Source organism: Massilia sp. Bi118 (genome assembly GCF_918697865.1).
GTDB lineage: Bacteria > Pseudomonadota > Gammaproteobacteria > Burkholderiales > Burkholderiaceae_D > Telluria.
Genome location: NZ_CAKKMV010000004.1, coordinates 267,256 through 285,856 on the forward strand (window position 1 = coordinate 267,256; position 18,601 = coordinate 285,856).

23 protein-coding genes are annotated in these 18,601 nt (G+C 62.9%); 11 read left to right on the forward strand and 12 right to left on the reverse strand.

The genetic code is table 11. The features are described 5' to 3' along the window. Positions 1-41: 41 nt before the first annotated feature. The 4 genes from LQV39_RS08055 to LQV39_RS08070 all read right to left on the reverse strand — a co-directional run bounded on the left by LQV39_RS08055 (position 42) and on the right by LQV39_RS08070 (position 3,876). On the reverse strand, positions 42-1,421 hold the full coding sequence (locus LQV39_RS08055) for a serine hydrolase (protein ID WP_230023108.1): 1,380 nt from the start codon (positions 1,419-1,421) through the stop codon (positions 42-44). 8 nt (positions 1,422-1,429) lie between these two features. After that, a complete protein-coding gene (locus LQV39_RS08060) occupies positions 1,430-2,335 on the reverse strand; it encodes a DUF2145 domain-containing protein (protein WP_230023111.1) in 906 nt (301 codons plus the stop codon). After that, positions 2,335-2,799, reverse strand: a complete 465-nt coding sequence (locus LQV39_RS08065; RefSeq protein WP_230023113.1) for a hypothetical protein — start codon at positions 2,797-2,799, stop codon at positions 2,335-2,337. The genes LQV39_RS08060 and LQV39_RS08065 overlap by 1 nt, the downstream gene beginning before the upstream one ends. A gap of 75 nt (positions 2,800-2,874) precedes the next feature. Continuing rightward, positions 2,875-3,876 (reverse strand): zinc-dependent alcohol dehydrogenase family protein, encoded by a 1,002-nt coding sequence (locus LQV39_RS08070; RefSeq protein WP_230023115.1) that lies wholly within the window; start codon positions 3,874-3,876, stop codon positions 2,875-2,877. A gap of 147 nt (positions 3,877-4,023) precedes the next feature. Between LQV39_RS08070 and LQV39_RS08075 the strand changes: the two genes are divergently transcribed. Beyond that, positions 4,024-4,944 (forward strand): LysR family transcriptional regulator, encoded by a 921-nt coding sequence (locus tag LQV39_RS08075; protein WP_230023116.1) that lies wholly within the window; start codon positions 4,024-4,026, stop codon positions 4,942-4,944. A 3-nt stretch (positions 4,945-4,947) separates the two neighbouring features. Here the strand turns inward: LQV39_RS08075 and LQV39_RS08080 are convergent, their stop codons facing one another. From LQV39_RS08080 to LQV39_RS08110, 7 genes are read right to left on the reverse strand one after another with little or no spacing between them, the layout of a single operon-like run. Beyond that, the gene (locus LQV39_RS08080) at positions 4,948-5,730 is read right to left on the reverse strand and encodes a transporter substrate-binding domain-containing protein (RefSeq protein WP_230023119.1); all 783 of its coding nucleotides are present in this window, start codon (positions 5,728-5,730) and stop codon (positions 4,948-4,950) included. Between the two features lie 10 nt (positions 5,731-5,740). After that, positions 5,741-6,667, reverse strand: coding sequence for a N(4)-(beta-N-acetylglucosaminyl)-L-asparaginase (locus LQV39_RS08085; protein ID WP_230023121.1), 927 nt, complete (start codon positions 6,665-6,667; stop codon positions 5,741-5,743). Further along, a complete protein-coding gene (locus tag LQV39_RS08090) occupies positions 6,664-7,398 on the reverse strand; it encodes an amino acid ABC transporter ATP-binding protein (protein ID WP_230023123.1) in 735 nt (244 codons plus the stop codon). Before LQV39_RS08090 ends, LQV39_RS08085 begins: the two co-directional genes overlap by 4 nt. Then, positions 7,399-8,070: an amino acid ABC transporter permease gene (locus LQV39_RS08095; RefSeq protein ID WP_230023126.1), complete on the reverse strand. Its 672-nt coding sequence runs from the start codon at positions 8,068-8,070 to the stop codon at positions 7,399-7,401. Then, positions 8,070-8,744 carry an amino acid ABC transporter permease gene (locus LQV39_RS08100; RefSeq protein ID WP_230023129.1) on the reverse strand — a complete coding sequence of 225 codons (675 nt, stop codon included), beginning with the start codon at positions 8,742-8,744 and terminating at the stop codon, positions 8,070-8,072. Before LQV39_RS08100 ends, LQV39_RS08095 begins: the two co-directional genes overlap by 1 nt. A gap of 34 nt (positions 8,745-8,778) precedes the next feature. After that, positions 8,779-9,510, reverse strand: coding sequence for a copper homeostasis protein CutC (locus LQV39_RS08105; RefSeq protein WP_230023131.1), 732 nt, complete (start codon positions 9,508-9,510; stop codon positions 8,779-8,781). After that, on the reverse strand, positions 9,503-10,393 hold the full coding sequence (locus LQV39_RS08110; protein ID WP_230023133.1) for an ROK family protein: 891 nt from the start codon (positions 10,391-10,393) through the stop codon (positions 9,503-9,505). Before LQV39_RS08110 ends, LQV39_RS08105 begins: the two co-directional genes overlap by 8 nt. A 95-nt stretch (positions 10,394-10,488) precedes the next feature. Here LQV39_RS08110 and LQV39_RS08115 point away from each other — a divergent pair, with 95 nt between their 5' ends. Further along, the gene (locus tag LQV39_RS08115; protein WP_230023135.1) at positions 10,489-10,818 is read left to right on the forward strand and encodes a hypothetical protein; all 330 of its coding nucleotides are present in this window, start codon (positions 10,489-10,491) and stop codon (positions 10,816-10,818) included. Between the two features lie 180 nt (positions 10,819-10,998). Here LQV39_RS08115 and LQV39_RS08120 read toward each other — a convergent pair whose 3' ends face one another. Continuing rightward, entirely contained in the window at positions 10,999-11,391 is a 393-nt protein-coding gene (locus tag LQV39_RS08120) for a Cro/Cl family transcriptional regulator (RefSeq protein ID WP_230023138.1), read from the reverse strand. An 82-nt stretch (positions 11,392-11,473) separates the two neighbouring features. Here LQV39_RS08120 and LQV39_RS08125 point away from each other — a divergent pair, with 82 nt between their 5' ends. The 9 genes from LQV39_RS08125 (at position 11,474) to LQV39_RS08165 (ending at position 17,998) form a co-directional block, all read left to right on the forward strand. Continuing rightward, positions 11,474-11,848, forward strand: coding sequence for a hypothetical protein (locus tag LQV39_RS08125; protein ID WP_230023140.1), 375 nt, complete (start codon positions 11,474-11,476; stop codon positions 11,846-11,848). Between the two features lie 125 nt (positions 11,849-11,973). Further along, the gene (locus LQV39_RS08130; protein WP_230023142.1) at positions 11,974-12,912 is read left to right on the forward strand and encodes a replication initiation factor domain-containing protein; all 939 of its coding nucleotides are present in this window, start codon (positions 11,974-11,976) and stop codon (positions 12,910-12,912) included. A 1-nt stretch (position 12,913) separates the two neighbouring features. Further along, positions 12,914-13,228, forward strand: a complete 315-nt coding sequence (locus LQV39_RS08135; RefSeq protein ID WP_230023144.1) for a hypothetical protein — start codon at positions 12,914-12,916, stop codon at positions 13,226-13,228. A gap of 65 nt (positions 13,229-13,293) precedes the next feature. Beyond that, a complete protein-coding gene (locus tag LQV39_RS08140) occupies positions 13,294-13,539 on the forward strand; it encodes a hypothetical protein (RefSeq protein ID WP_230023146.1) in 246 nt (81 codons plus the stop codon). A gap of 54 nt (positions 13,540-13,593) precedes the next feature. After that, positions 13,594-13,809: a hypothetical protein gene (locus tag LQV39_RS08145; RefSeq protein ID WP_230023147.1), complete on the forward strand. Its 216-nt coding sequence runs from the start codon at positions 13,594-13,596 to the stop codon at positions 13,807-13,809. Positions 13,810-13,915: 106 nt separating this feature from the next. Continuing rightward, entirely contained in the window at positions 13,916-15,310 is a 1,395-nt protein-coding gene (locus LQV39_RS08150) for a hypothetical protein (RefSeq protein ID WP_230023148.1), read from the forward strand. Positions 15,311-15,312: 2 nt separating this feature from the next. Then, the gene (locus LQV39_RS08155; protein WP_230023151.1) at positions 15,313-15,600 is read left to right on the forward strand and encodes a DUF2523 family protein; all 288 of its coding nucleotides are present in this window, start codon (positions 15,313-15,315) and stop codon (positions 15,598-15,600) included. Positions 15,601-15,602: 2 nt separating this feature from the next. After that, positions 15,603-16,697: a zonular occludens toxin domain-containing protein gene (locus tag LQV39_RS08160; protein WP_230023154.1), complete on the forward strand. Its 1,095-nt coding sequence runs from the start codon at positions 15,603-15,605 to the stop codon at positions 16,695-16,697. Then, positions 16,697-17,998, forward strand: coding sequence for a type II secretion system protein GspD (locus LQV39_RS08165; RefSeq protein WP_230023157.1), 1,302 nt, complete (start codon positions 16,697-16,699; stop codon positions 17,996-17,998). The genes LQV39_RS08160 and LQV39_RS08165 overlap by 1 nt, the downstream gene beginning before the upstream one ends. Positions 17,999-18,601 lie beyond the last annotated feature (603 nt).

Here is an 18,601-nt window from a genome sequence, read left to right on the forward strand (position 1 = left end):
TGTGACGCGTCACGGATTTGTGACGCCGGGTCACAAATCGTTCAGCGCGGTGCGATGGCGCCGCGGTACAGCGCATCGGTGATGCGTTCCTGGAAGCGCGCTTCGGACGAGAATGTACCGGGCTGCTTGTCCGGATCGGCGCCGACGCCGGTGCTCACGTAGATCATGCCGTCCCTGCTGGCCGGATCGAACACGAACAGCGCGTTCAGGCCCCAGGACCAGCCGAGGTGGCCGACGCCCTTGAAGCCGCCGCCTTCGACCAGGCGGTCGCCGCTGGCGTGGCCCTCCTTGACGATGCTGGTATCCGTGAACTGCTGGTTGCCCAGCCCCCAGGCGTGATACAGGCCGCGATAGCTGCTGCCGTCGCCGTTGGCGCTGCCGTTCGCGCCGGCTGGATGCAGGGTCCACTGGCGGCTGAACATGGTGCTGATGGTCTGTGGCGCGAGGATCTGTTTACCATTGCTCTGGCCTCCATTCATTAGCATGAGCATGATTTGCGCGAGATCGGCCGTGGAGATGCGCAGGCTGCCCTGCGGGCCGAAGATCGTGCCGTTGGCGCCCGGCTTGTATTCCGGGAGCCAGGCCGGCGCGGTCGGCGCCACGACGTCGAAATCGTCGGTCTGGGCGACCCAGGGACCTTGCGGATCCCACGCTTCGGCGCCGTCCCTCTCGCGTTTCCGGTACAGGGTGGCGACGTCCTCTACCCGTGTCGGCCCGAAATCCCCCAGATAGAAGCCGGCCTTCGATCCCATGGGATCGAAGATCAGGCGGCGCATCAGGCGGTCGAAGCGCTCACCGGTGGCTGCTTCCATGAGCGTGGCGATCACGCCCCAGTTGAAATTCACGTATTCGAACCAGGCGCCCGGCGCATGGTCCGCGCTCCACATCGCGCCTTTGCCGTAATGGCTTCCGCCCGGCAGAAGCACCTCCTTCAGGCTGACCTCGGGTTCGAACTTGAAGCCCCCTTCGTCGCGCAGTGACGAGGTGTGCGTGAGCAGCATGCGCAGCGTGATCAAGCGGTCGGGAAAATGCGGATTGCGCAGTCGATAGCCGAGCACATCGCTGATGTCGGCATCGAGCGACAGCTTGCCTTGTTCGACCAGCTTCATGGCGCCCAACGTGGTTACGAATTTCGAGACCGAGGCCACCTTGAACAGCGTGTCGTCGTCAATCGGCTGCGCCGGCGCGCCGGCGATGGCGAGGCGCTTGTCGCCGAAGTGCCTGCGGTAGACGATTTCGCCGCGGCGGATTGCGACGACGGAGAGACCAGGCAGCGGCATCGCGGGGTCGCTCACGATCGCCTGCAGCTGGCGGGTGAGGGCCGCGGCCTGCGGTTGCGGCAGCGGGCTGGCCGGCGCATTGCCTGCGGCGATCGTCAGGGCGGCGGTGGCAAGCATCATGGCGATTTTCTTGTGACGCATCACGATATTCAAGAGTCCAGTGGAATGATCTCGTCGCTCGGCCCCGGCGTGCAGCCCGGCCCCAGCGCGTCCCAGCCGCGGTGCACGACGATATGCCGTGTGTCGTGGCACAGTTCCACGCGGCGCGCCTGCGGCGAGCGGCGATGCACGAATTCTTCGATGGATGCCGGCACGCTGACGCGCAGCGCCATCGCGTAGATGTCGTCGACCGGGTGATCGTCCACGTGCACCAGCGGGACGAACTGGCCGGCGAACATCAGCCAGCGCGAGCGCAGCCTGACCGGGCCGGCCGCGTAGCCCTGCTCGCGCAGCCAGGCCTGGGCCTGTTCACGCGGCTTTTCCTGGCCGGCGATTGCGCCCCAGGCGCTGGCCAGGATCTCGGCTACCCACTGGTTGCAGTTCTGGTAGCGGGTCCCGAAGGCATAGGCGTTGGCGCTGTAGCGGCCGGCCAGGAGCGCCAGCGCCAGCGGCTTGTTGCGCGCGGCCTGCTCCAGCCGGCCGGCATTGTCGGCATCGAAGAAGACCAGCGAGACGTGCCCCTGGCCCGGCGCATCCGCGCCCAGCGCGAATCCCGGCACGCCCTGGTCGAACAGGCGCGGACGCGATTCGTCGCAGGCGTAGTAGAGCTGGCGCACGGTCCAGGCGCTGTCCTCGTCCTTGAGGGCGATGCCGGCGTGCGAATACAGCAGATTGAAGCGGCTCAGGTCCAGGCCCGCGCGCGAAATCAGCGCCACGCTTTGCTGCGAGGCTTCGAGTTCGCGCTTGACCGCGCCGGCAAAGCGCAGCACGCGGTCCTGCTCGGCGGCAGTGACTTCCTTGCTGCGCTCGCAAAACGCCGGTATCCCCGCCGACGCCGCGGCGCTGGCGCCGAGGCAGATCGCGGCCAGCGCGGCGGCCGCGAGGCGGGACAGCATCAGATGGCGACCTTGCGCGAACCCAGTTCGCGGTACCAGTCATCCTGCAGGGCCAGGAAGAAAGGCTGCTTCGTGTCCGCATAGGCGAATTCATAGCCGTACACACGCTCGTTCACGTGCACGATGGCGCCGCTGCCCATGGTGCGCGCGGCCAGGGCGCGGTTCGGCACGTCCAGCGTGAATGCCTGGGCGGCCGTACCGGCAACCGGACGCAGCGTCAGGCGCGTGGTATCCAGCTTGGCCGGGGCTTGGGCGATGTCGATCACCTGATAGTCGCCGGCGGTGACGCGGCGGTCGTTGTTGGAGCTGTTGCTGGAGCCGCCGATCGAGTCGGAGATGCTGCCGGAGGAGGCGGAGCCGGCGCTGGAGGCGCTGGAGGCGACGCTGTCACCCCAGGCCGGGGCTGCGCATGCAGTGGCCAGGGCGCTCAGAATCAGGATGCGGCGGAGGGAGGCAATGGACATGATGGTCTTTCGTAGTCGTGCTGAACGGCGCTAATGGTACATTGCCGCGGCGCCGCTGCCCAGTTCCGCTGAAGTTCACGCAACAGAAATGACCAGTTTGCCCTCCGCCTTGCCGTCGACGAGGCGCTGATGGGCAGCGCCGACGTCCGCCAGCGTGTATTCCGTCGGGTCGAGGCGCACCCTCAGCGCGCCTGCCTCGGCCAGGCGGGTGGCCTCGCGCATGATGGCGCCATGGGCTTCCCGCCCTATGCCACGGATCAGTGGCAGCAGGGTAAATACGCCGGAGTAGCTCGCTGCCCGGAAAGACAAGGGGGCCAGCGAGTGCGTGCCCCAGCCGAGGGAGCTCACCACATGCCCACCGTTAATGCGTGCAGCGCGGAAAGACGCGTCCAGGGTTGGCCCGCCAACGGTATCGAACACGACGTCGAACCCCTCGCCGCCGGTAAAGCGGGTGACATAGTCCTCGACCGGTGTCGCACGGAAGTCGATCGCAGTGGCGCCATACCCCTCGATGATCGCGCGCTGGCTGGCTTCGCCGGTCGCATGGACTTCCGCCCCGAGTGCACGCGCGATCTGCACCGCGATGTGGCCGACGCCGCCGGCGCCCCCATGCACCAGTACCTTTGCGCCCGCTTTCAGGCCGGCGCGGTCGACCAGGCCTTCCCAGGCGGTGATGAAAACCAGCGGCAAGGCTGCAGCTTCGCGCATCGACATGTTCTTCGGCTTGTGCGCCAGCAGCGCGGCGTCGACCGCGGCATACTGGGCCAGCGAGCCTTGCACACCGGCGATGCCCCCGGTCATGCCATACACCTCGTCCCCCGGGTGGAACGCAGTGACCCCGTCACCGACGGATTCGACAACGCCGGCCATGTCGATGCCAAGGATCGCCGGCAGGACCGTATGGGCGTGGTCGGCCTTGCCTGCGACAATCTTGGTGTCGAGGGGATTCACGCCGCTTGCCGCGATCCGTACCAGCACCTGGCCTGGGCCCGCCACGGGCCGGGCCGTCTCGGCCAGGACAGGTGCTTTGCCAAAGGCCTCGAGGACGACTGCTTTCATGCTTGCCTGGATATTCATGATGACTCCTTTCGATTGACAGGCTTCAGTCTAGGACGGGATCGCGCCGGGAAAAACGGTGTCGTCATCAATGCAGTATTTATGAATCATGAACAATCGGAACGCTACAATAGAGGCCCGCTGTCGAACCTGGTGTGAAGGAAAAGCATGGACCGCCTGGATGCCTTGAAGGTCTTCTGCCGTGTCGTCGAAGCGGGAGGCTTCAGGCCTGCCGCCGACCGGCTCGGCATTTCCACGGCATCGGTGACCAAGCAGGTCGCCGCGCTGGAAGTGCATTTCAGGGTCAAGCTGCTGCACCGCACCACCCGCAGGATGTCGCTGACCGACGAGGGCCGACAGTGCTACGAGAACGCCGTGCGGCTGTTGGCGGATATGGGCGAACTCGAAGACTCCCTGCGCCGTTCCGGCGCATCACCCAGCGGCGTGCTGCGGGTCGATCTGCCGGCAATCGTCGCCAGCCGGATCGTGGCGCCGGCCCTGCCGTCCTTCCAGCTGGCCTATCCGGAGATCACGGTGCGCATGAGCGCCAACGACCGCTTGGTGGACATGGTGGAGGAAGGGATCGATGTGATGGTTCGGATCGGTAACCTGAACGATTCCCGGCTGGTGGCGCAAACCCTGACCGGGACGCAGTACGTCTGCTGCGCAGCGCCCGATTATCTCGCCCGGCGTGGGAGTCCGAGCACGCCCGAGGAGCTCGACGGCTTCGACTGCCTGAATTTTTCCTATCCGAGGTCGCGCCGCGTGCGGCCGTGGTATTTCCAGCGGGACGGGCAGGACAGTTCGCTGGCGCCGCGGAGCGGCTTCGTGACCGACCATGTCGAAAGCCTGATCGAGGCGGCGACAGCACGCGGCGGCATCATCCAGGTGCTGTCGATATCGGTGCAGGACAAGCTCGACAGCGGGGAGCTCGTGCAGCTGCTGCCGGATTGGGCGGCGCCAGGTCCCGACGTCGCCGTGCTATTCCAGCAGCGGCAACTGCGCGCCGCGAAAGTTAAAGCATTCGTGGAATTCCTGCACCAGACCTTCGGGAACCGTGGCCACGGCCGGCCGCGCAACGAGGGATAGGGATTACTGGGCCGGCAGCACTGGCGGCACAAGCTTCGCACCCCACCACTTCCTGTAATTGGCCGCATACGCCCCAGACTTGATGTACTCCGCCACAAACCCATTCACAAACTTCAGCAGCGCCGGATCCCCCTTCGCCATCGCAATCCCGATCGGCGTATTGCCGTACATCGCCGGCAGGGTCTCCAGCTGCTCGTTCCTGCTCGCCAGGTAGTCCAGCAGCGAAGAATCCTCGATCCCGGCATCGACCCGCTTCTGCTGCAGCAGCAAAACCCCGTCCGGCGCAAAGTTGTCGGTGTAGACGATGACCGCTTGCGGCGCCGACTTCTTCAGAAAGGCGTCCGCCGTGGTGCCGCGGCCGACCACGACACGCTTGCCGTTCAGGTCCGCCAGCGTTTTGACGTGGGCGCTCTTTTGCGCGATCACGCGCAGGCCGGCCTGGTTGTAGGGAATCGAAAACTCGACCACGCGCGCGCGTTGCGGCGTGATCGAGACGTTGGCCACCACCAGGTCGAGCTGCTTCGACATCAGCATCGAGATGCGCGCATCGCTGGAGACGTCCGAAAATTTGACCGGCACGCCCAGCTTCGCGGCCAGCGCCCTGGCGACGTCGACGTCATAGCCGACCGGCTCGTTGGCGGCGTTGCGGAAGCCCACCGGCTCGCCGCCCAGCGAGACGCCGATGCGCACGTAGCCGCGCGCCTTGATGTCCTCGATGCGGCCGGCCCGGGCCGAGGCTGCGGCCAGGATCAAGGCTGCTGCGGCGGCATATTTAAAGCTTTGCATATTCGTCCTTTCAGGTTCCGATGGCGGCGGCGACGCGCAGTTCCGGCGCGGCCATGCGCTCGTCCCAGTACCAGTAGCGTATCTCTTCGTCGCAGCGGTAGTTGACCACCTGGTGATTGCCCTGGGCGTCCAAGGCGTGGATGACGACGCCGGCCAGGAAGCCGGTCTTCAGTTCGGCGAGTTCTTCCACCGCGAACTTGATCGCGTCTTCGAGCGTGTAACCGAGCCGCATCGCCAGCACGATGCTGCGCGAGGTCGAGCAGCGCATGGTCATCTCGCCGGTATGGGTGCAGGCGGCGGCGCCGTAGCGGCTGTCCGCGTAGAAGCCCGCCCCGGGGATCGGCGAATCGCCCAGGCGGCCCGGGTACTTCCATGCCCAGCCGGAGGTCGAGGTAACCACGCCGATATGGTCGCCGGCATCAACGCCCAGGAAGACGGTGGTATCGCGCACGCGTTCCGGGTCGGTGATGGTGTTGCTGAGCGGCGCCAGCGGAATGTCGGGAAAGGCCGCCCGCTGTTGCGGCGACATCTCCTTCTGCAGGCGCTCCCACCATACCCGCTTGCTGTCCGGGTGCAGCACCTCGTCGACGGCGAAACCGCGTTCGGTGGCGAAACGGCGTGCGCCGGCGCCGGTGAGCATCACGTGCGGCAGGTGCTTCATCACTTCGTGGGCCAGCGCGGAGACCGGCAGGGTGGCCGGCACCGCGCCGACCGCGCCGACTTCGCGGGTCGTGCCGTCCATGACGCCGGCGTCGAATTCCATCTCGCCCAGCATGTTCGGCCAGCCGCCGTAGCCGACGCTGCGCACTTTGGCTTCGCGTTCGACCCTGGCGATGCCGCTGACCATGGCGTCGATGGCCGGGCCGTCGTTCTTGAGGTGTTCGACTGTGGTGTCGAAGCCGGGCCAGGCCTCGGCATTCGCTAACAACATTCTCATGACTTGCTCATCTTCGATAAAAATTGGGCGATGCGTGGCTGCGCCACGCCGCCGCTAGCTGCAAAGAACTGCGCGGTCGGCAGGTCGGCCAGCAGGCGGCCCTGGTCGAGGAACACGATGCGGTTCGAGATCTGGCGGGCGAATTCGATTTCGTGGGTCACGAACAGCATCGTGGTGCCGCTCGCGGCCAGCTTCGCCAGTATATTCAGGACCTCGGCCGTCATCTCCGGATCGAGCGCGCTGGTGACTTCGTCCAGCAGCAGGTAGCGCGGTTTCATCGCCAGTGCGCGGCAAATGCCGACCCGCTGGCGCTGGCCGCCGGAGAGCTGGGCCGGCCAGGCATCCGCGCGATCAAGCAGGCCCACGGAGGCCAGCAGTTCGCGTGCTTCTTCCTCGGCCTGGCGCCGAGGGACTTTCAGTACTTCGACCGGCGCCAGCGTGAGGTTCTGCAGCGCAGTCATGTGCGGATACAGGTTAAACAGCTGGAACACGGTGCCGCAGCAGCGCCGCACGAGTTGCAGCTGCTTCGCGTCGTCGACCCGGTTACCGTCGACAGAAATCGCGCCGCCGTCGAGCTGTTCGAGGCCGTTGATGCAGCGGATCAGCGTCGATTTGCCGGAGCCGCTGGCGCCGAGGATGGACACCACTTCACCCGGCGCGATGCGCAGGTTCACTTCATCCAGTACGGTGTTGGCGCCGAAGCGTTTGACGACGCCTTCGATTGCGATCATTTACAAACCCTTCCATTGACCATGCGCGCGCAGGCGAAGTTCCGCGCGGGCGCAGGCCCCGGCGATCAGCCGGGCCATCAGGTAATACAGCAGGCCGATCACGGTCCAGACGATAAAAGGCTTCAAGGTGCGCAGGTTCAGGATCGCGCCCGCCTTGGTGAGATCGACCACGCCGATCACCGAGATCAGCGAAGTCACCTGCAACTGGTTGACCAGCAGCCCTGCCAGCGGCCCGAGGCTGAAGGCCGCGGCCTGCGGTGCGACGATGCGGCGCAGCGCCTGCCAGCGGCTCAAGCCGAACACGCGCGCCGTCTCCAGCTGCTCGCGCCCGACTGATTCGATGGCCGACACTGCGATCACATACATGAAGGCCGCCGTGTTCCCGGACAGCGTGATGAGCGCGGCCTGCACCGGGCTCAAGTCCGTCTCGAGCAGCACGGGCAGCCCGAAGAAGACCAGGAAGAGCTGCACCAGCACAGGGGAATTCTTCAGCAGCTCGGCGACAAACGCAGCCAAGGGCGCCAGCAGCGGCACACGGTAGTAGCGCAGCAACGCCCAGGCCAGGCCGATGACCAATCCGATCAGCGTGGTGGCGGCAAACAAGGCAGCCGAGACGCCCAGGCCCTGCAGCAGCAGGACCAGGTCGTGCGGCGTGAAATCGGTATAGCGCATCAAGACTGCGCCCTGTTCAGGCGACGGTGCAGCAGCCCGGCCGACAGCGACACCAGCCAGGTCAGCACGGCATACAGCAGCAGGAGCAGGGCGTAGACCTCGAAGGGCTGGAAGGTGTCGGCGGCGATGATCTTTGCGCTGCCGGTCAGTTCATTCAGCGTGATCGCCGACAGGATGGACGATGTCAGGATCAGGTTGACGAACACCGAACCCAGTGGCCGCAGAGAGCTGCGCAGCGCGATCGGCAGCACGATGCGGCGCGCGATGGCGAAGCGCGACAGGCCGCTGACCTGGGCCGCTTCCAGCACGCCCGGCTCGATCGCCAGGATGCCGGAACGGATCACGTCGGAACTGAAGGCGCCGCCGGCCAGCGACAAGGCCAGCACGCCGGTGCCGAAGGCGCTCAGCTCGACGCCGATTTCGGGCAAGCCGTAGAACAGGAAGAACAGCTGGACGATGAAGGGAACGTTGCGGAAGATGTCGACGTAGACCTCGGCCGCGCCCCGGGCCAGCGGCAGTGCCGCGGTGCGCATCAGGGCCACCGGCACGCCCAGGGCCAGGCCGCCGGCGAGAGCCAGCGCGCAGGCGAGGGCGCTCAGCCGGGCGCCGGCCGCCAGGTCGCCGGCATAGGGCGCAAGAGGTGCAAGATCGAAGCTCATCCGGTCGAGTGTCACACACGCCGCCTTGCATTTCAAGCAAAAGGCGGCGTCAGGCCCGCAGTTTAGCTTTCAGCGCGGCGACTTTAGCGCTGCTGGTCTGCCGGCGTGCTCCGCTATCGAAGCCGAAGGCCAATACCTGCGGCGACGCCTTTGGTACCGGCACCGAGCAGGATGCGTGGACATCGGTCAGCGGCAGATGCGCGCGCAGGAGGTCCACGTTGTCGGCGCTGATGCCGGCGCCTGGCATGATCCTTATGCGGCCGGCGGCGGCCTCGAAGCAGCACTGCAGTCCTTCGATGCCGTCCGGCGCACTCCTGGCGCCGCCGGAACTCAGGATGCGTTCGAAGCCCAGGTCGACCGCCAGGCGGGTCGCCTGCGCCAGGTCCGGGCACAGGTCGATGGCCCGGTGCAGCGTGCAGCGCAGCTGAAGATCGATCGCGCGGCGCACCAGCCGTTCCAGGGTCCCTGTATCCAGCTGGCCGTCCGGCGTCGATGCGCCCAGCACCACGCCTTGCAGGCCGGCGTCGGCAACCGCGGCGATTTCGTCCAGCATCAGCCGGGTCTCGCGCTCGTCGAAACAGAAGTCGCCGCCGCGCGGGCGGATCATCGCGACGACCGGCACCGGGCTGGAAGCCGCCGCGTGCAGGAGGCCGGGGCCCGGCGTCAGGCCGCCGATGTCTAGCGCGCTGCACAACTCGATGCGGCCGGCGCCGCCCTCGTGCGCCGCGGCCAGGCCGTGGACGTTGTCGACGCAGACTTCCAGCGTGATCGAATCAGGCATGCGCGCCGCCCAGCTTTTCGAGGCCCAGCCAGGCCGCGCCGATCAATCCTGGCTCCGCGCCGGACTGGCCGGGCACGACGATGGGCTGCTCGGTCTTGCGCAGGATCCGGGCGCGAACTGCCAGGTCGAGGCGCGCAATCAAGGGCGCGCTGTTGGCCAGGCCGCCGCCGACCGGCAGCATGGACGCGCCGACTGTATTGACCAGCATGGCCAGCGGGCCGCTGAGCAGATCGGTCCAGCAGGCGATGGTGCGCTCGGCAGCGGCGTCGCCGGCCTGCCATGCGGCGATGATCTCGCGGCTGTCTATTGAACGCCCGTTCAAGGATCGGTACAGACGCTCCAGGCCACGCGCGCCGCCGATCGTGTCCAGACATCCGCTCTGGCCGCAGCCGCATGGGAAGCGGGGACTACTTACTACCGGGCCGTGGCCCCATTCGCCGGCAAAGCCGCCGGGCCCGCCAATCAGCCGGCCGTCGAGCACCAGGCCGCCGCCGACGCCGGTGCCGAGGATCAGGCCGAATACATTGGCGTGGCCGCGCCCGGCGCCGGCCTGGGCTTCGGCGAGGGCGAAGCTGTCGGCGTCGTTGATGATCCAGACCGGCAGCCCGAAGGCCTCGCCCAGATCCGCGGCCAGCCTGCGGCCGTCGATGCAGGGAATGTTGGCGCACTTGATGCGCCCATCGAGCGGATCGATCACGCCGGCAATCGAGATGGCGACGCCGCGCGAAGGACCGCCGGCATCGATCTGTGCCTGCATGGCGGCGGTGAAGGCGGCGAAGTCGCGGGTGGGCGTCGGCACGCGGTGGGGGCTGCCGATGCGGCCGTCGGCGGTGGCGACGGCGGATTTGATGGCGCTGCCGCCGATATCGAAACAGGTAATCATGGCCGGAATGATAAAGCGAAAAGCGGCTGTGTTGTGTGCATCGTTGCCGGAGGGTATCGGGACGCCGCTTGCTGGGCTGGCGGTGAAGCGTAAGATTGGGCTTCGACCACTTCATTGAGGAGATCAAGATGGCGAAGAATCAAGGAAACGATCAGAACCGGAATGCGGCCAGCTCCAGGGACCAGCAAAGCCAGCAATCGGGGCAGCAAGGCAGCCAGCAGCAAGGCAACCAGCAACAAGGTAGCCAGCAACAAGGTAGCCAGCAACAAGGTAGCCAGCAACAAGGTAGCCAGCAGCATGGCGGCCAGCATGCGTCCGGCGGCACGCCGGCACTGGATGACCTCGGCGGCAAGCAGAAGGGTGAATCGGCACAGGATGCTGCGCAGGCCTTCGACCAGCAAAACTCTGACAGCAAGAAGCGCTAACGCTTGAACGCCGACGGCTGATCCCGGCCGGCCGGCAAGCAAAGCCGGTGCGCAGACTCAGCGCGCACCGGATTCTCTCGATCTCCGATTTTTCAAGCCCGCGTAGTTCACCAGTCCGGGCGCTATTCAAACTATCTATTCACGGCACGATTTGTCCATCAGCGGCGGTGGGACCGAAATCTAACGTATCGCGCATAATCTATATTCCATGCAATCAACACCGTGCGGAACCCGCATGGATGCTGCTTCGGCGTTGCCTGGTGTCAAAAATAAATTGACACCGCTAGCTACGAGGAGGCCCATCGCCGTTGCCGCCGTCCTCGCCATAAAAACTTCCCACAGGCTTTTTTGCCCGGTCTTCTCGGCCCGGTCGATGCATGCCGCGCCAATGATCTGTAGCGGGTCCACGCCCAGCTCCAGTGCGACCGCCAAGCACGTTTCGTCATCCATCACGCGCTTCCCGCTTTTGTATTGACTGATCGCGGGTGCTGTCAGGTTCAACAGTTTTGCGGTTGCTGCGTCGTTCAGTCCGCGACTGTTCTGCAACTCGACTAGAAATTTCACGCTTTTCATATTCTTTCTCCTTGACATCGTAACGGCTGTTAACGATAGTAACGCTTGTTAACGTTCACGGCTGTTAAGCAACCCCGATCCTATGTCGAATTCTGTAGCTGGTCAACTGTCGAATCTCTCCAATTGTCACCATCAGCCGTCGAAAATGTCGGCTGTTCAAGCGCAGGAGTACTGCGACCTGGTGATCGCCAAGGCGGATCAGTTGGGGCCCCACTACGTCGAGCGGCAGTTGACCTGGGGCGCGGCTGAACTCGACCGCCTCCAGTTGCAGCAGGTTCGCCCTGGTGGTGCCTTCGTCATTCAACCTGGTCTACTGCCAGAAGCGGCCCAAGAGGGCGACCACGTTGAGGATGAACGCTGCTACGAGTGCTCGGGGACTGGTGAGCGTGATGGTGAGGAGTGTCCGTTCTGTCGTGGTACGAAGTTCCCGGTTCCACGTTATGAGGTGCAAGGTTGACCGCCGTAGGCGGCAGCGCCGCACCGCGCGGAGCGAAGCGAGCACGGAGCGCCGGTGCCGCCGAAGGCGGTTCCCCCCGTACTGTAATACGGGGGGAAAGTCCGGAACAGACGCAAGGGCAGCGGATGGCGATCATAGATTGGCTTCGCTTTACCTTCCTGCCTTCGGTTCCTGCAACTGAGGCGCTTGACCAGCTGCGGCGCTACCTCGCGCTCTGGTTCCCGCTGCCGGTCAACTTCGTCCCGGCGGAAAAGGGCATGTTTGGGTACACGTCCAGCTTCGATTTGATGGTCTGGAAGGACGGCGAATTCATTCGCGTCGGCGTGGTTGCCCTGGGCGGCAACACGGCTGGCAACACGATGATGGTGGATCTCTCGGGTAAGGGCTGTTCCCTGGTGAGCGACTGGCAGGCGGTCTACGCGACGATGCAGGACCTGGACGCGAGGATTACTCGTGCCGATACCGCGTTGGACCTGATGGAAGGCTTCACGCTTGAGCAGTTCGATGATCTGTACCTGGCCGGTGAGTTCAACTGCGGCGGGCGCATTCCGTCGCGGCGGTACGTCGAGGGTGGTCACATGCAAGACCTGGGAGCACATGGGCGCACGCTCTATCTCGGCAAGAAGGCCAACGGCAAAGAGTTGTGCATCTATGAGAAGGGCAAGCAGCTCGGGAATCCTGAGAGCGAGTGGCTGCGTATCGAGATCAGGTTCGGCAACCGTGACCGGGTCATTCCACACGAGATCGTGCTCGATCCCACGCGGTTCTTCGCTGGCGGCTTCGTCGCACTGGAGACGCTGGTGGATAGCATCAAGGAGAAGATCAAGACCGAGCAACGGGACATCGTTGTCGAGGAACGCACGATTGTTTTGAAGCGCCTGACCCATTACCTGGTGGCGGCGTATGGCAAGACGATTTACCAGCTGGCGCACGAGCTGGAGATGGATTACAAGGCCCTGGTCGAGTTACTGATGGTGCAAGGAGTGCCGCGCCGACTAGAAAAATCCGTGGTGGCCGACGGCGTGAACCGGGTGCACGAGCCAGCCCGACCAATGGAGAAGTGAAATGCAGATGCAAGCTAAAGCGACCATTCGTGGCGCGAAGAAGTTCAAAGGCCAGATGGATGACGGTAAGCAGATCGACAGCGGCAAGCTGTTCGTCGAGGTGATCCTCAAGGAGAGCGACAACGCCTTCGGTATGTGCACTGAGCCGATGAAGTGCAAGGACTCCACCGTGGTCGACAGCATCAAGCATCTGACCTTCCCGTTCATCGCGGAACTCGATATCGAGATGGTCAGCGGCTCCAAGGGCATGGAACAGACGGTTCTGGCCGTGAAGCCTGTCCAGGCTATTCGCGAGCAGGCGCCCGCCAAGGGCTGATCATGCCTTACTGCTTCATGGCCGTGAATGGTGGTCCGAGCATGCCTATGGCTCGGTCGGACACCGTGTCTAGTACCGATCCGGCTACGGGCCTTGTCACCACGGTTCCTCGGACCGACTTCACGTCTTGCGATTACGTGATCTGGAGCGGTGCTGATTACGTGACCACGGTCGTGAAGTACAACCAGGTGATGGCAGAGCCGTTCGATCCTGCGGTGGCAGGTGAGTATTTTGTCTTCGCTTTTGCATCTACTGTCGGTCTCTGGTGGGTCGCTCATAGCGTCGGCAAGGTCGTCGGGATGCTTCGTTAAATTTTTTGTTGTACCACGCTGGGGGGTGTCCCAGTTTCCATAAATAGGTGATGTATGAATCTGAAGAAAATTGCTCGTCGTACCGGCGTCGCATTCCTGGCTATCTCGGCTGCTGCTCAAGCTTCGGCTGCTGGCACGCTGGCCGATCTGACCACCGGCGTTTCGTTCGCTGACGTCGCAACCGCAGTCATCGCAGTCGCTGGCACGCTGATCGCGCTGAACGTGACCGTCAAGGGCGCGAAACAGGTGATCCACTTCATCGGGAAGTAATCGCGCGATGCGTGGGCAGGAAAGGGGGCTGAGGCTCCCTTTTCTTTTTTGGAGGTCTTATGTCCGTTCAATGGTGGTATTTCGCTTTTTTCTGCTGGGGTGTCCTATGCGCCAATATCGTTACCCGGGCTTTGTCTCGGTCTTAGGTCTTTCCTGGGCGCTGATGTTTGCGCCAATTATCGAGGCTCGCGCTCAGGCGGCTGCGGTTGTCGCTCCGCTGAATCGGGCTATCTCGGCTATCGTCCTGGCTAAGCTTGCGGCCTGGGGGATATCTGCCGCTGATCCTCGGGCCGCGGCGACGATTCGAGGCATTCAGATAGGTTTGAATGTTCTCGCAACGGGTAGCGTTGCCGCGGGCGCTGCTATTTCTTGGCCTGCGTTGTTGGCTGCTGCGGGCATTGGTGCTGTCGCTGGCGGTGTCATTTACCTGGCGAAGAATTCTGATTTCAAGTGGACTTTTAACGCCGATGGCTCCCTGGTCGCTAGTGGCACGATTCCTACCAGCGTAAACACTTTCCCTGGTGCGGCTCTTGTGAAGGGCGGCGGCTTTTGTTCTGTGCCGTATTTCCAGAGGGATTCGTCTGGCAGTGGCAGCTATTACAACGTCTATTTCAGCAGTCCCGAGTCTTGCGCGCTCGGGTGGTTTGACTCAAATTACCCTACGGCTGGCTGTGCGCTGAACTATGTGGTCGTGAGTTCTTCCAATGTCATACAGGTCAGCTACAAGGGCTGTAATGTCGGTCCGGTGAATCTGACATGGAATTCGTCGGGCTCGCCTTATGCGTCTGCGAATGGCACGTACGATACTCGTCCTCCGCCTCCTCCAACGGACATTCCTCCGGTTACTTACGCGTCGGCGGACGCTGCTTCGAAGTCGGTTCCTGCTGGCGTGGCTGGTGCCTTGGCTTCCGGTACGCTGGCGGCCGCAGTGAATGCCGCTTGGAAGTCGGCCGCTCCTGCCAATGATACTGGTGGTATTCCCTGGGCCGCGTCCGACCCGGTGAGTGTTTCTGACGTCGATTCGTGGTCGGGGTCTAGTGGGGCTAGTGTTCCTACGGTCGGCGATTTCACTGGTAGTGCTGGGTCATCGGGTTCGGTGTCGTTGGGCGGCGCCGGATCTGGTACTGGCACGGGCACTGGAACTGGTACTGGAACCGGCACGGGGACCGGCACCGATACTGGCACTGAAGCTCCGACGACACCGGGCACGGGTACCGAGATCAACTGGGGTCCGAATCCTAACGTTGGCGCGCCGCCTCTTGAAGCTACGCCGTCGAAGGAGAGCATCCTTGATCCGATGTTCAATTTGATGCCTGAGCTTAAGTCGTTTGCGGTTCCGTCGCATCAGGCGGAGTGTCCAGTCGGTGTGTTTGCGTTGTATGGCAAGGAATATCGTCTCGACGCTCATTGCGGGTTGCTCGAGCAGAACCGAAGTGTGATCGCTGCGGCTATGGTGCTTGCGTTTACGTTGGCCGCTCTGTTCATTGTCCTGAGGGCTTAAGCATGTACGGAATTCTGTTATCGGCTCTCTTTACGGCTCTTACCTGGTTCGTAAGGTCGATCCTAGTGAAGTTTGTTGTTTTCTTCGCGTTGTATTTCATCGGTGCGGAATTTATGTCTTACCTGGCTCCGAAGCTGCCGGGTTCGTCGTCGCTTAGTCAAGCCTTCGGCGCTATTCCTCCGGGCATCTGGTACTTCTTCGATCTCTTCAAGGTCGGCACTGGCGTTCAGCTTTGCCTGTCGGCCTACGTTACTCGGTTCGCGATTCGTCGTATGCCGGTGGTGGGGTAAGCATGCCAATTAATGCTTTCGGTGGTGCGCCTGGTTCCGGCAAAACGTACGGGGTGATGCAGCATGTGATCCTGCCTGCTGTGGCGAAGGGTCGCTTCATCATCACCAACATTGACGGTTTGGACTGTGAGGCGATCTATGAGCATGTGGTGAAGGAGTTCTACGAGGGCAAGATCATCTGTGTAGGCCACATCCGGCACTGCGATCGGTCGGCGCCGGACAAGGTAACTTTTTTCCCTGGTGAGGATGCGCTCGATAAGGCGATGCCTGTGCCGGCGCCGGATGCTGGTGAGGTTTGCGGTGGCGACCTGGTTGTGGTGGATGAAGCGACTCGCTATTGGTCTACCGGCGAAAAGGTGAAGAGGGAGCACGCGTATTTCTTCCGCGAGCATCGTCACTTTGCGAACGAGATGGGTCACACCTGCGACATGGTTGTAATCGATCCTGACTTGACGATGCTGGCCAGGGCGCTCAAGGGCAAGGTTGAGATGTCGAGCCTGACGCACAAGCCGAAGGAGATCGGCTTGGAGCGCTATGTCGTCAGGATGTTTCGGGGCGTGAAGCTTACCGGGAAGCCGTATTCGACTCAGGGTCCGTATCCGTTTAAGCCGGAGGTCTATAGGCTCTATCGATCCTATGCGGTCGCGGGTGCAAAAGAGCAGGCGGTCGATAGTCGCCAGTCCCTGCGGGGCAAGATCATTGCGAAGTTCGTTGCCACCCTCGTTTTCTTTCTTGTTTGTGTTCTGGTCCTGGTGTTTGTGATCCGGCATAAGGTGAACAAGCTTGAGGAGGCGAACGGGAAGCCCTCAGACGCTTCGCAGCCTGCGGTTGGCACGAAGCCTCCTGGTGCGGCTCCGGTCGCCTCTGGAGGCCTTCCTGCTGCTCCTGTGGGGCGTTCCGCTGTGTCGGATCGGCTTAAGGTGGTTGGTGAGGTCGTGATACGCGGTGAGCGCTGGGTCGTTGTTAGTGATGGGTCGGCAATTCGCCTCGAAAATCGTGCTGCCTTCGTCGGCTCTGGTGTCCAGGTTGTCGGTGTTCTTGAGGGTGAGCGGGTTTCGGCGTGGTCCGGCGCGCGGCCAGTTGGGGGAGGGAAGTGATGAGGAATCTGTTTGCCTGGGGCGTTGGGCTGTTGATCGGTTGCAGTGTCGTTTGTTGCAGTCAGGCCGCTGAGAAGGATTCGGGTTTCGACTTGTCGATGGTGACGGTTGGCCAGGCCGTGTCGCTCTACTACAAGGAGGTATACATCCGGCCGTATGTGGTCTGTAACGATGTGCTTCAGGATGGGCGGATGGTCTCGGTTCGCGCTGGCGGTCGCGTGCTCGATGGGCCTGGTATTCAGGCGGTGTTGTCGGCAAACGGGTATGAGGCCGTCGAGAAGCAGGGCGTCATGGTTGTGTGCAAGCGTTCCGAGGCGGCGGCGGTTCGGGATCTCGGTGAGCCATTGCTGTATCGGGTTAGGCATCGCGATCCCGGCTACCTGGTGGATCTGCTGCAGCCGCTCGTCGTCGGGACGTTTGCGAATAGAAGGACCGCTGTTGCGATGGGCGTTGGTGGTCAGGCGGTAGGTACGGCTGCTGTTGGTGCGCAACCTGGTCAGGTTGTGGTCGGCGCTCCTGGTGGTGGTCCGCAAGCTTCCGCAGGGGTCGGGTCCGTGATGAATTCGGCGGTTGGTGATGACTTCATCGTTTTTTCTGGCGCACCTGGTGAAGTCCGTAAGGTTAAGTCTTTGCTTGAGCAGCTGGATACGCCTGTCGGTGAGGTGCTGGTGAAGGCGTACATGTACGAGGTAGGCAAATCCGCTTCGGATGCCTCGGCGCTCCAACTGGTGGCTGGCGTGCTTGGTGGGCGGTTGAATCTTTCGGTTGGCGCGGACCCGGTGTCGAACCTTGTGCGCATCCGCGCTGGCTCCGTGGACCTGGTTGCTTCGGCGCTCGCTTCGGATTCGAGGTTCAAGGTTGTTAGCGCTCCTTTTGTGCGCCTCCGGTCGGGTAAGACGGCGCGCTTTGTTTCTGGTGGCCAGCAGTCGATCCTAGGTGCGATCCTCACCAACAACAACGGCTCGACCCAGCAGAGTTTCGAGCGCGTCGATTCCGGCACAATCCTTGAGGTGTCGCCAGTCGTCCGGGGTGAGACGGTCGACGTTGACCTTTTTCAGCAGGTCAGCAACTTTGTCGCGGCACCTGGTGCATCGGCTGGCCAGCCGCCGATCCTCAACAAGCGGGAGTTGCGCACGTCGCTTTCGATGGTCGATGGTGAGGTCGTTGTGCTGGCCGGGCTGAACGACTCGAAGGACGAGGGTGGCTCGACCGGGCTGCGCTTCTTGCCTTTCAACCTGGGCAAGTCGTCCAGCTCGAGCTCGAGCGAGCTTGTCTTGGTGTTGGAGATGAAGCGGCTATAGTTCTGCCGATCGGTGATCGACAAAATTTAATTCGACCTGGTAGATCTGATTTTCGTGCCGGCCGGCGAAATCTGGCTCTACCAGGTCGAATTTTATTTGGCGTGACGTATCACGATAAGTGCCGGGGGTATGGGGCCGGTTAGGGCCCCATGTAGACATGCTGAGCCTGCGTCGACGGGTCGTTCGAATGCGGCCGCTTCAGTTTGCCGATTCGCAGCAGTGCACGCGCCATGCCAAACCGCCTTTCGCTAGAATTGCCGGAATGCAATTACAACTGTTCCCGTTCGATCAGCTTGGCCCGCAAGAGAGGTCACACATCTACGGCGAAATTCGTCGGCAATATTGGCACATCAGGAACCTGCGAACTGGACGCTTCGGTCAGGCCAGGTTGCGCAAACACTATCGGATGGTTGAGGGGCAAAAAAAACGCCTGCTCATGGCAGGCGTCTCAAAGCGTGAAATTCTCGACTTACTAGCTTGCTGTCGGTCGCAGTGCAGCCGCCATAAACATCCGTTCAAAAGGGCTCTTACCTAAAAGCTTTGACATTCCGCTCACCTAAGTCTTTGAATCTCTGAGGCTTATAAGAAGATGTCATAGCTTTT

Bases quoted from the DNA above. Each gene is read 5' to 3' on its own strand.
- LQV39_RS08055 (WP_230023108.1), bottom strand. From the start codon at position 1,421: ATGCGTCACAAGAAAATCGCCATGATGCTTGCCACCGCCGCCCTGACG.
- LQV39_RS08060 (WP_230023111.1), bottom strand. From the start codon at position 2,335: ATGCTGTCCCGCCTCGCGGCCGCCGCGCTGGCCGCGATCTGCCTCGGC.
- LQV39_RS08065 (WP_230023113.1), bottom strand. From the start codon at position 2,799: ATGTCCATTGCCTCCCTCCGCCGCATCCTGATTCTGAGCGCCCTGGCC.
- LQV39_RS08070 (WP_230023115.1), bottom strand. From the start codon at position 3,876: ATGAATATCCAGGCAAGCATGAAAGCAGTCGTCCTCGAGGCCTTTGGC.
- LQV39_RS08075 (WP_230023116.1), top strand. From the start codon at position 4,024: ATGGACCGCCTGGATGCCTTGAAGGTCTTCTGCCGTGTCGTCGAAGCG.
- LQV39_RS08080 (WP_230023119.1), bottom strand. From the start codon at position 5,730: ATGCAAAGCTTTAAATATGCCGCCGCAGCAGCCTTGATCCTGGCCGCA.
- LQV39_RS08085 (WP_230023121.1), bottom strand. From the start codon at position 6,667: ATGAGAATGTTGTTAGCGAATGCCGAGGCCTGGCCCGGCTTCGACACC.
- LQV39_RS08090 (WP_230023123.1), bottom strand. From the start codon at position 7,398: ATGATCGCAATCGAAGGCGTCGTCAAACGCTTCGGCGCCAACACCGTA.
- LQV39_RS08095 (WP_230023126.1), bottom strand. From the start codon at position 8,070: ATGCGCTATACCGATTTCACGCCGCACGACCTGGTCCTGCTGCTGCAG.
- LQV39_RS08105 (WP_230023131.1), bottom strand. From the start codon at position 9,510: ATGCCTGATTCGATCACGCTGGAAGTCTGCGTCGACAACGTCCACGGC.
- LQV39_RS08110 (WP_230023133.1), bottom strand. From the start codon at position 10,393: ATGATTACCTGTTTCGATATCGGCGGCAGCGCCATCAAATCCGCCGTC.
- LQV39_RS08120 (WP_230023138.1), bottom strand. From the start codon at position 11,391: ATGAAAAGCGTGAAATTTCTAGTCGAGTTGCAGAACAGTCGCGGACTG.
- LQV39_RS08125 (WP_230023140.1), top strand. From the start codon at position 11,474: ATGTCGAATTCTGTAGCTGGTCAACTGTCGAATCTCTCCAATTGTCAC.
- LQV39_RS08130 (WP_230023142.1), top strand. From the start codon at position 11,974: ATGGCGATCATAGATTGGCTTCGCTTTACCTTCCTGCCTTCGGTTCCT.
- LQV39_RS08135 (WP_230023144.1), top strand. From the start codon at position 12,914: ATGCAGATGCAAGCTAAAGCGACCATTCGTGGCGCGAAGAAGTTCAAA.
- LQV39_RS08145 (WP_230023147.1), top strand. From the start codon at position 13,594: ATGAATCTGAAGAAAATTGCTCGTCGTACCGGCGTCGCATTCCTGGCT.
- LQV39_RS08150 (WP_230023148.1), top strand. From the start codon at position 13,916: ATGCGCCAATATCGTTACCCGGGCTTTGTCTCGGTCTTAGGTCTTTCC.
- LQV39_RS08155 (WP_230023151.1), top strand. From the start codon at position 15,313: ATGTACGGAATTCTGTTATCGGCTCTCTTTACGGCTCTTACCTGGTTC.
- LQV39_RS08160 (WP_230023154.1), top strand. From the start codon at position 15,603: ATGCCAATTAATGCTTTCGGTGGTGCGCCTGGTTCCGGCAAAACGTAC.
- LQV39_RS08165 (WP_230023157.1), top strand. From the start codon at position 16,697: ATGAGGAATCTGTTTGCCTGGGGCGTTGGGCTGTTGATCGGTTGCAGT.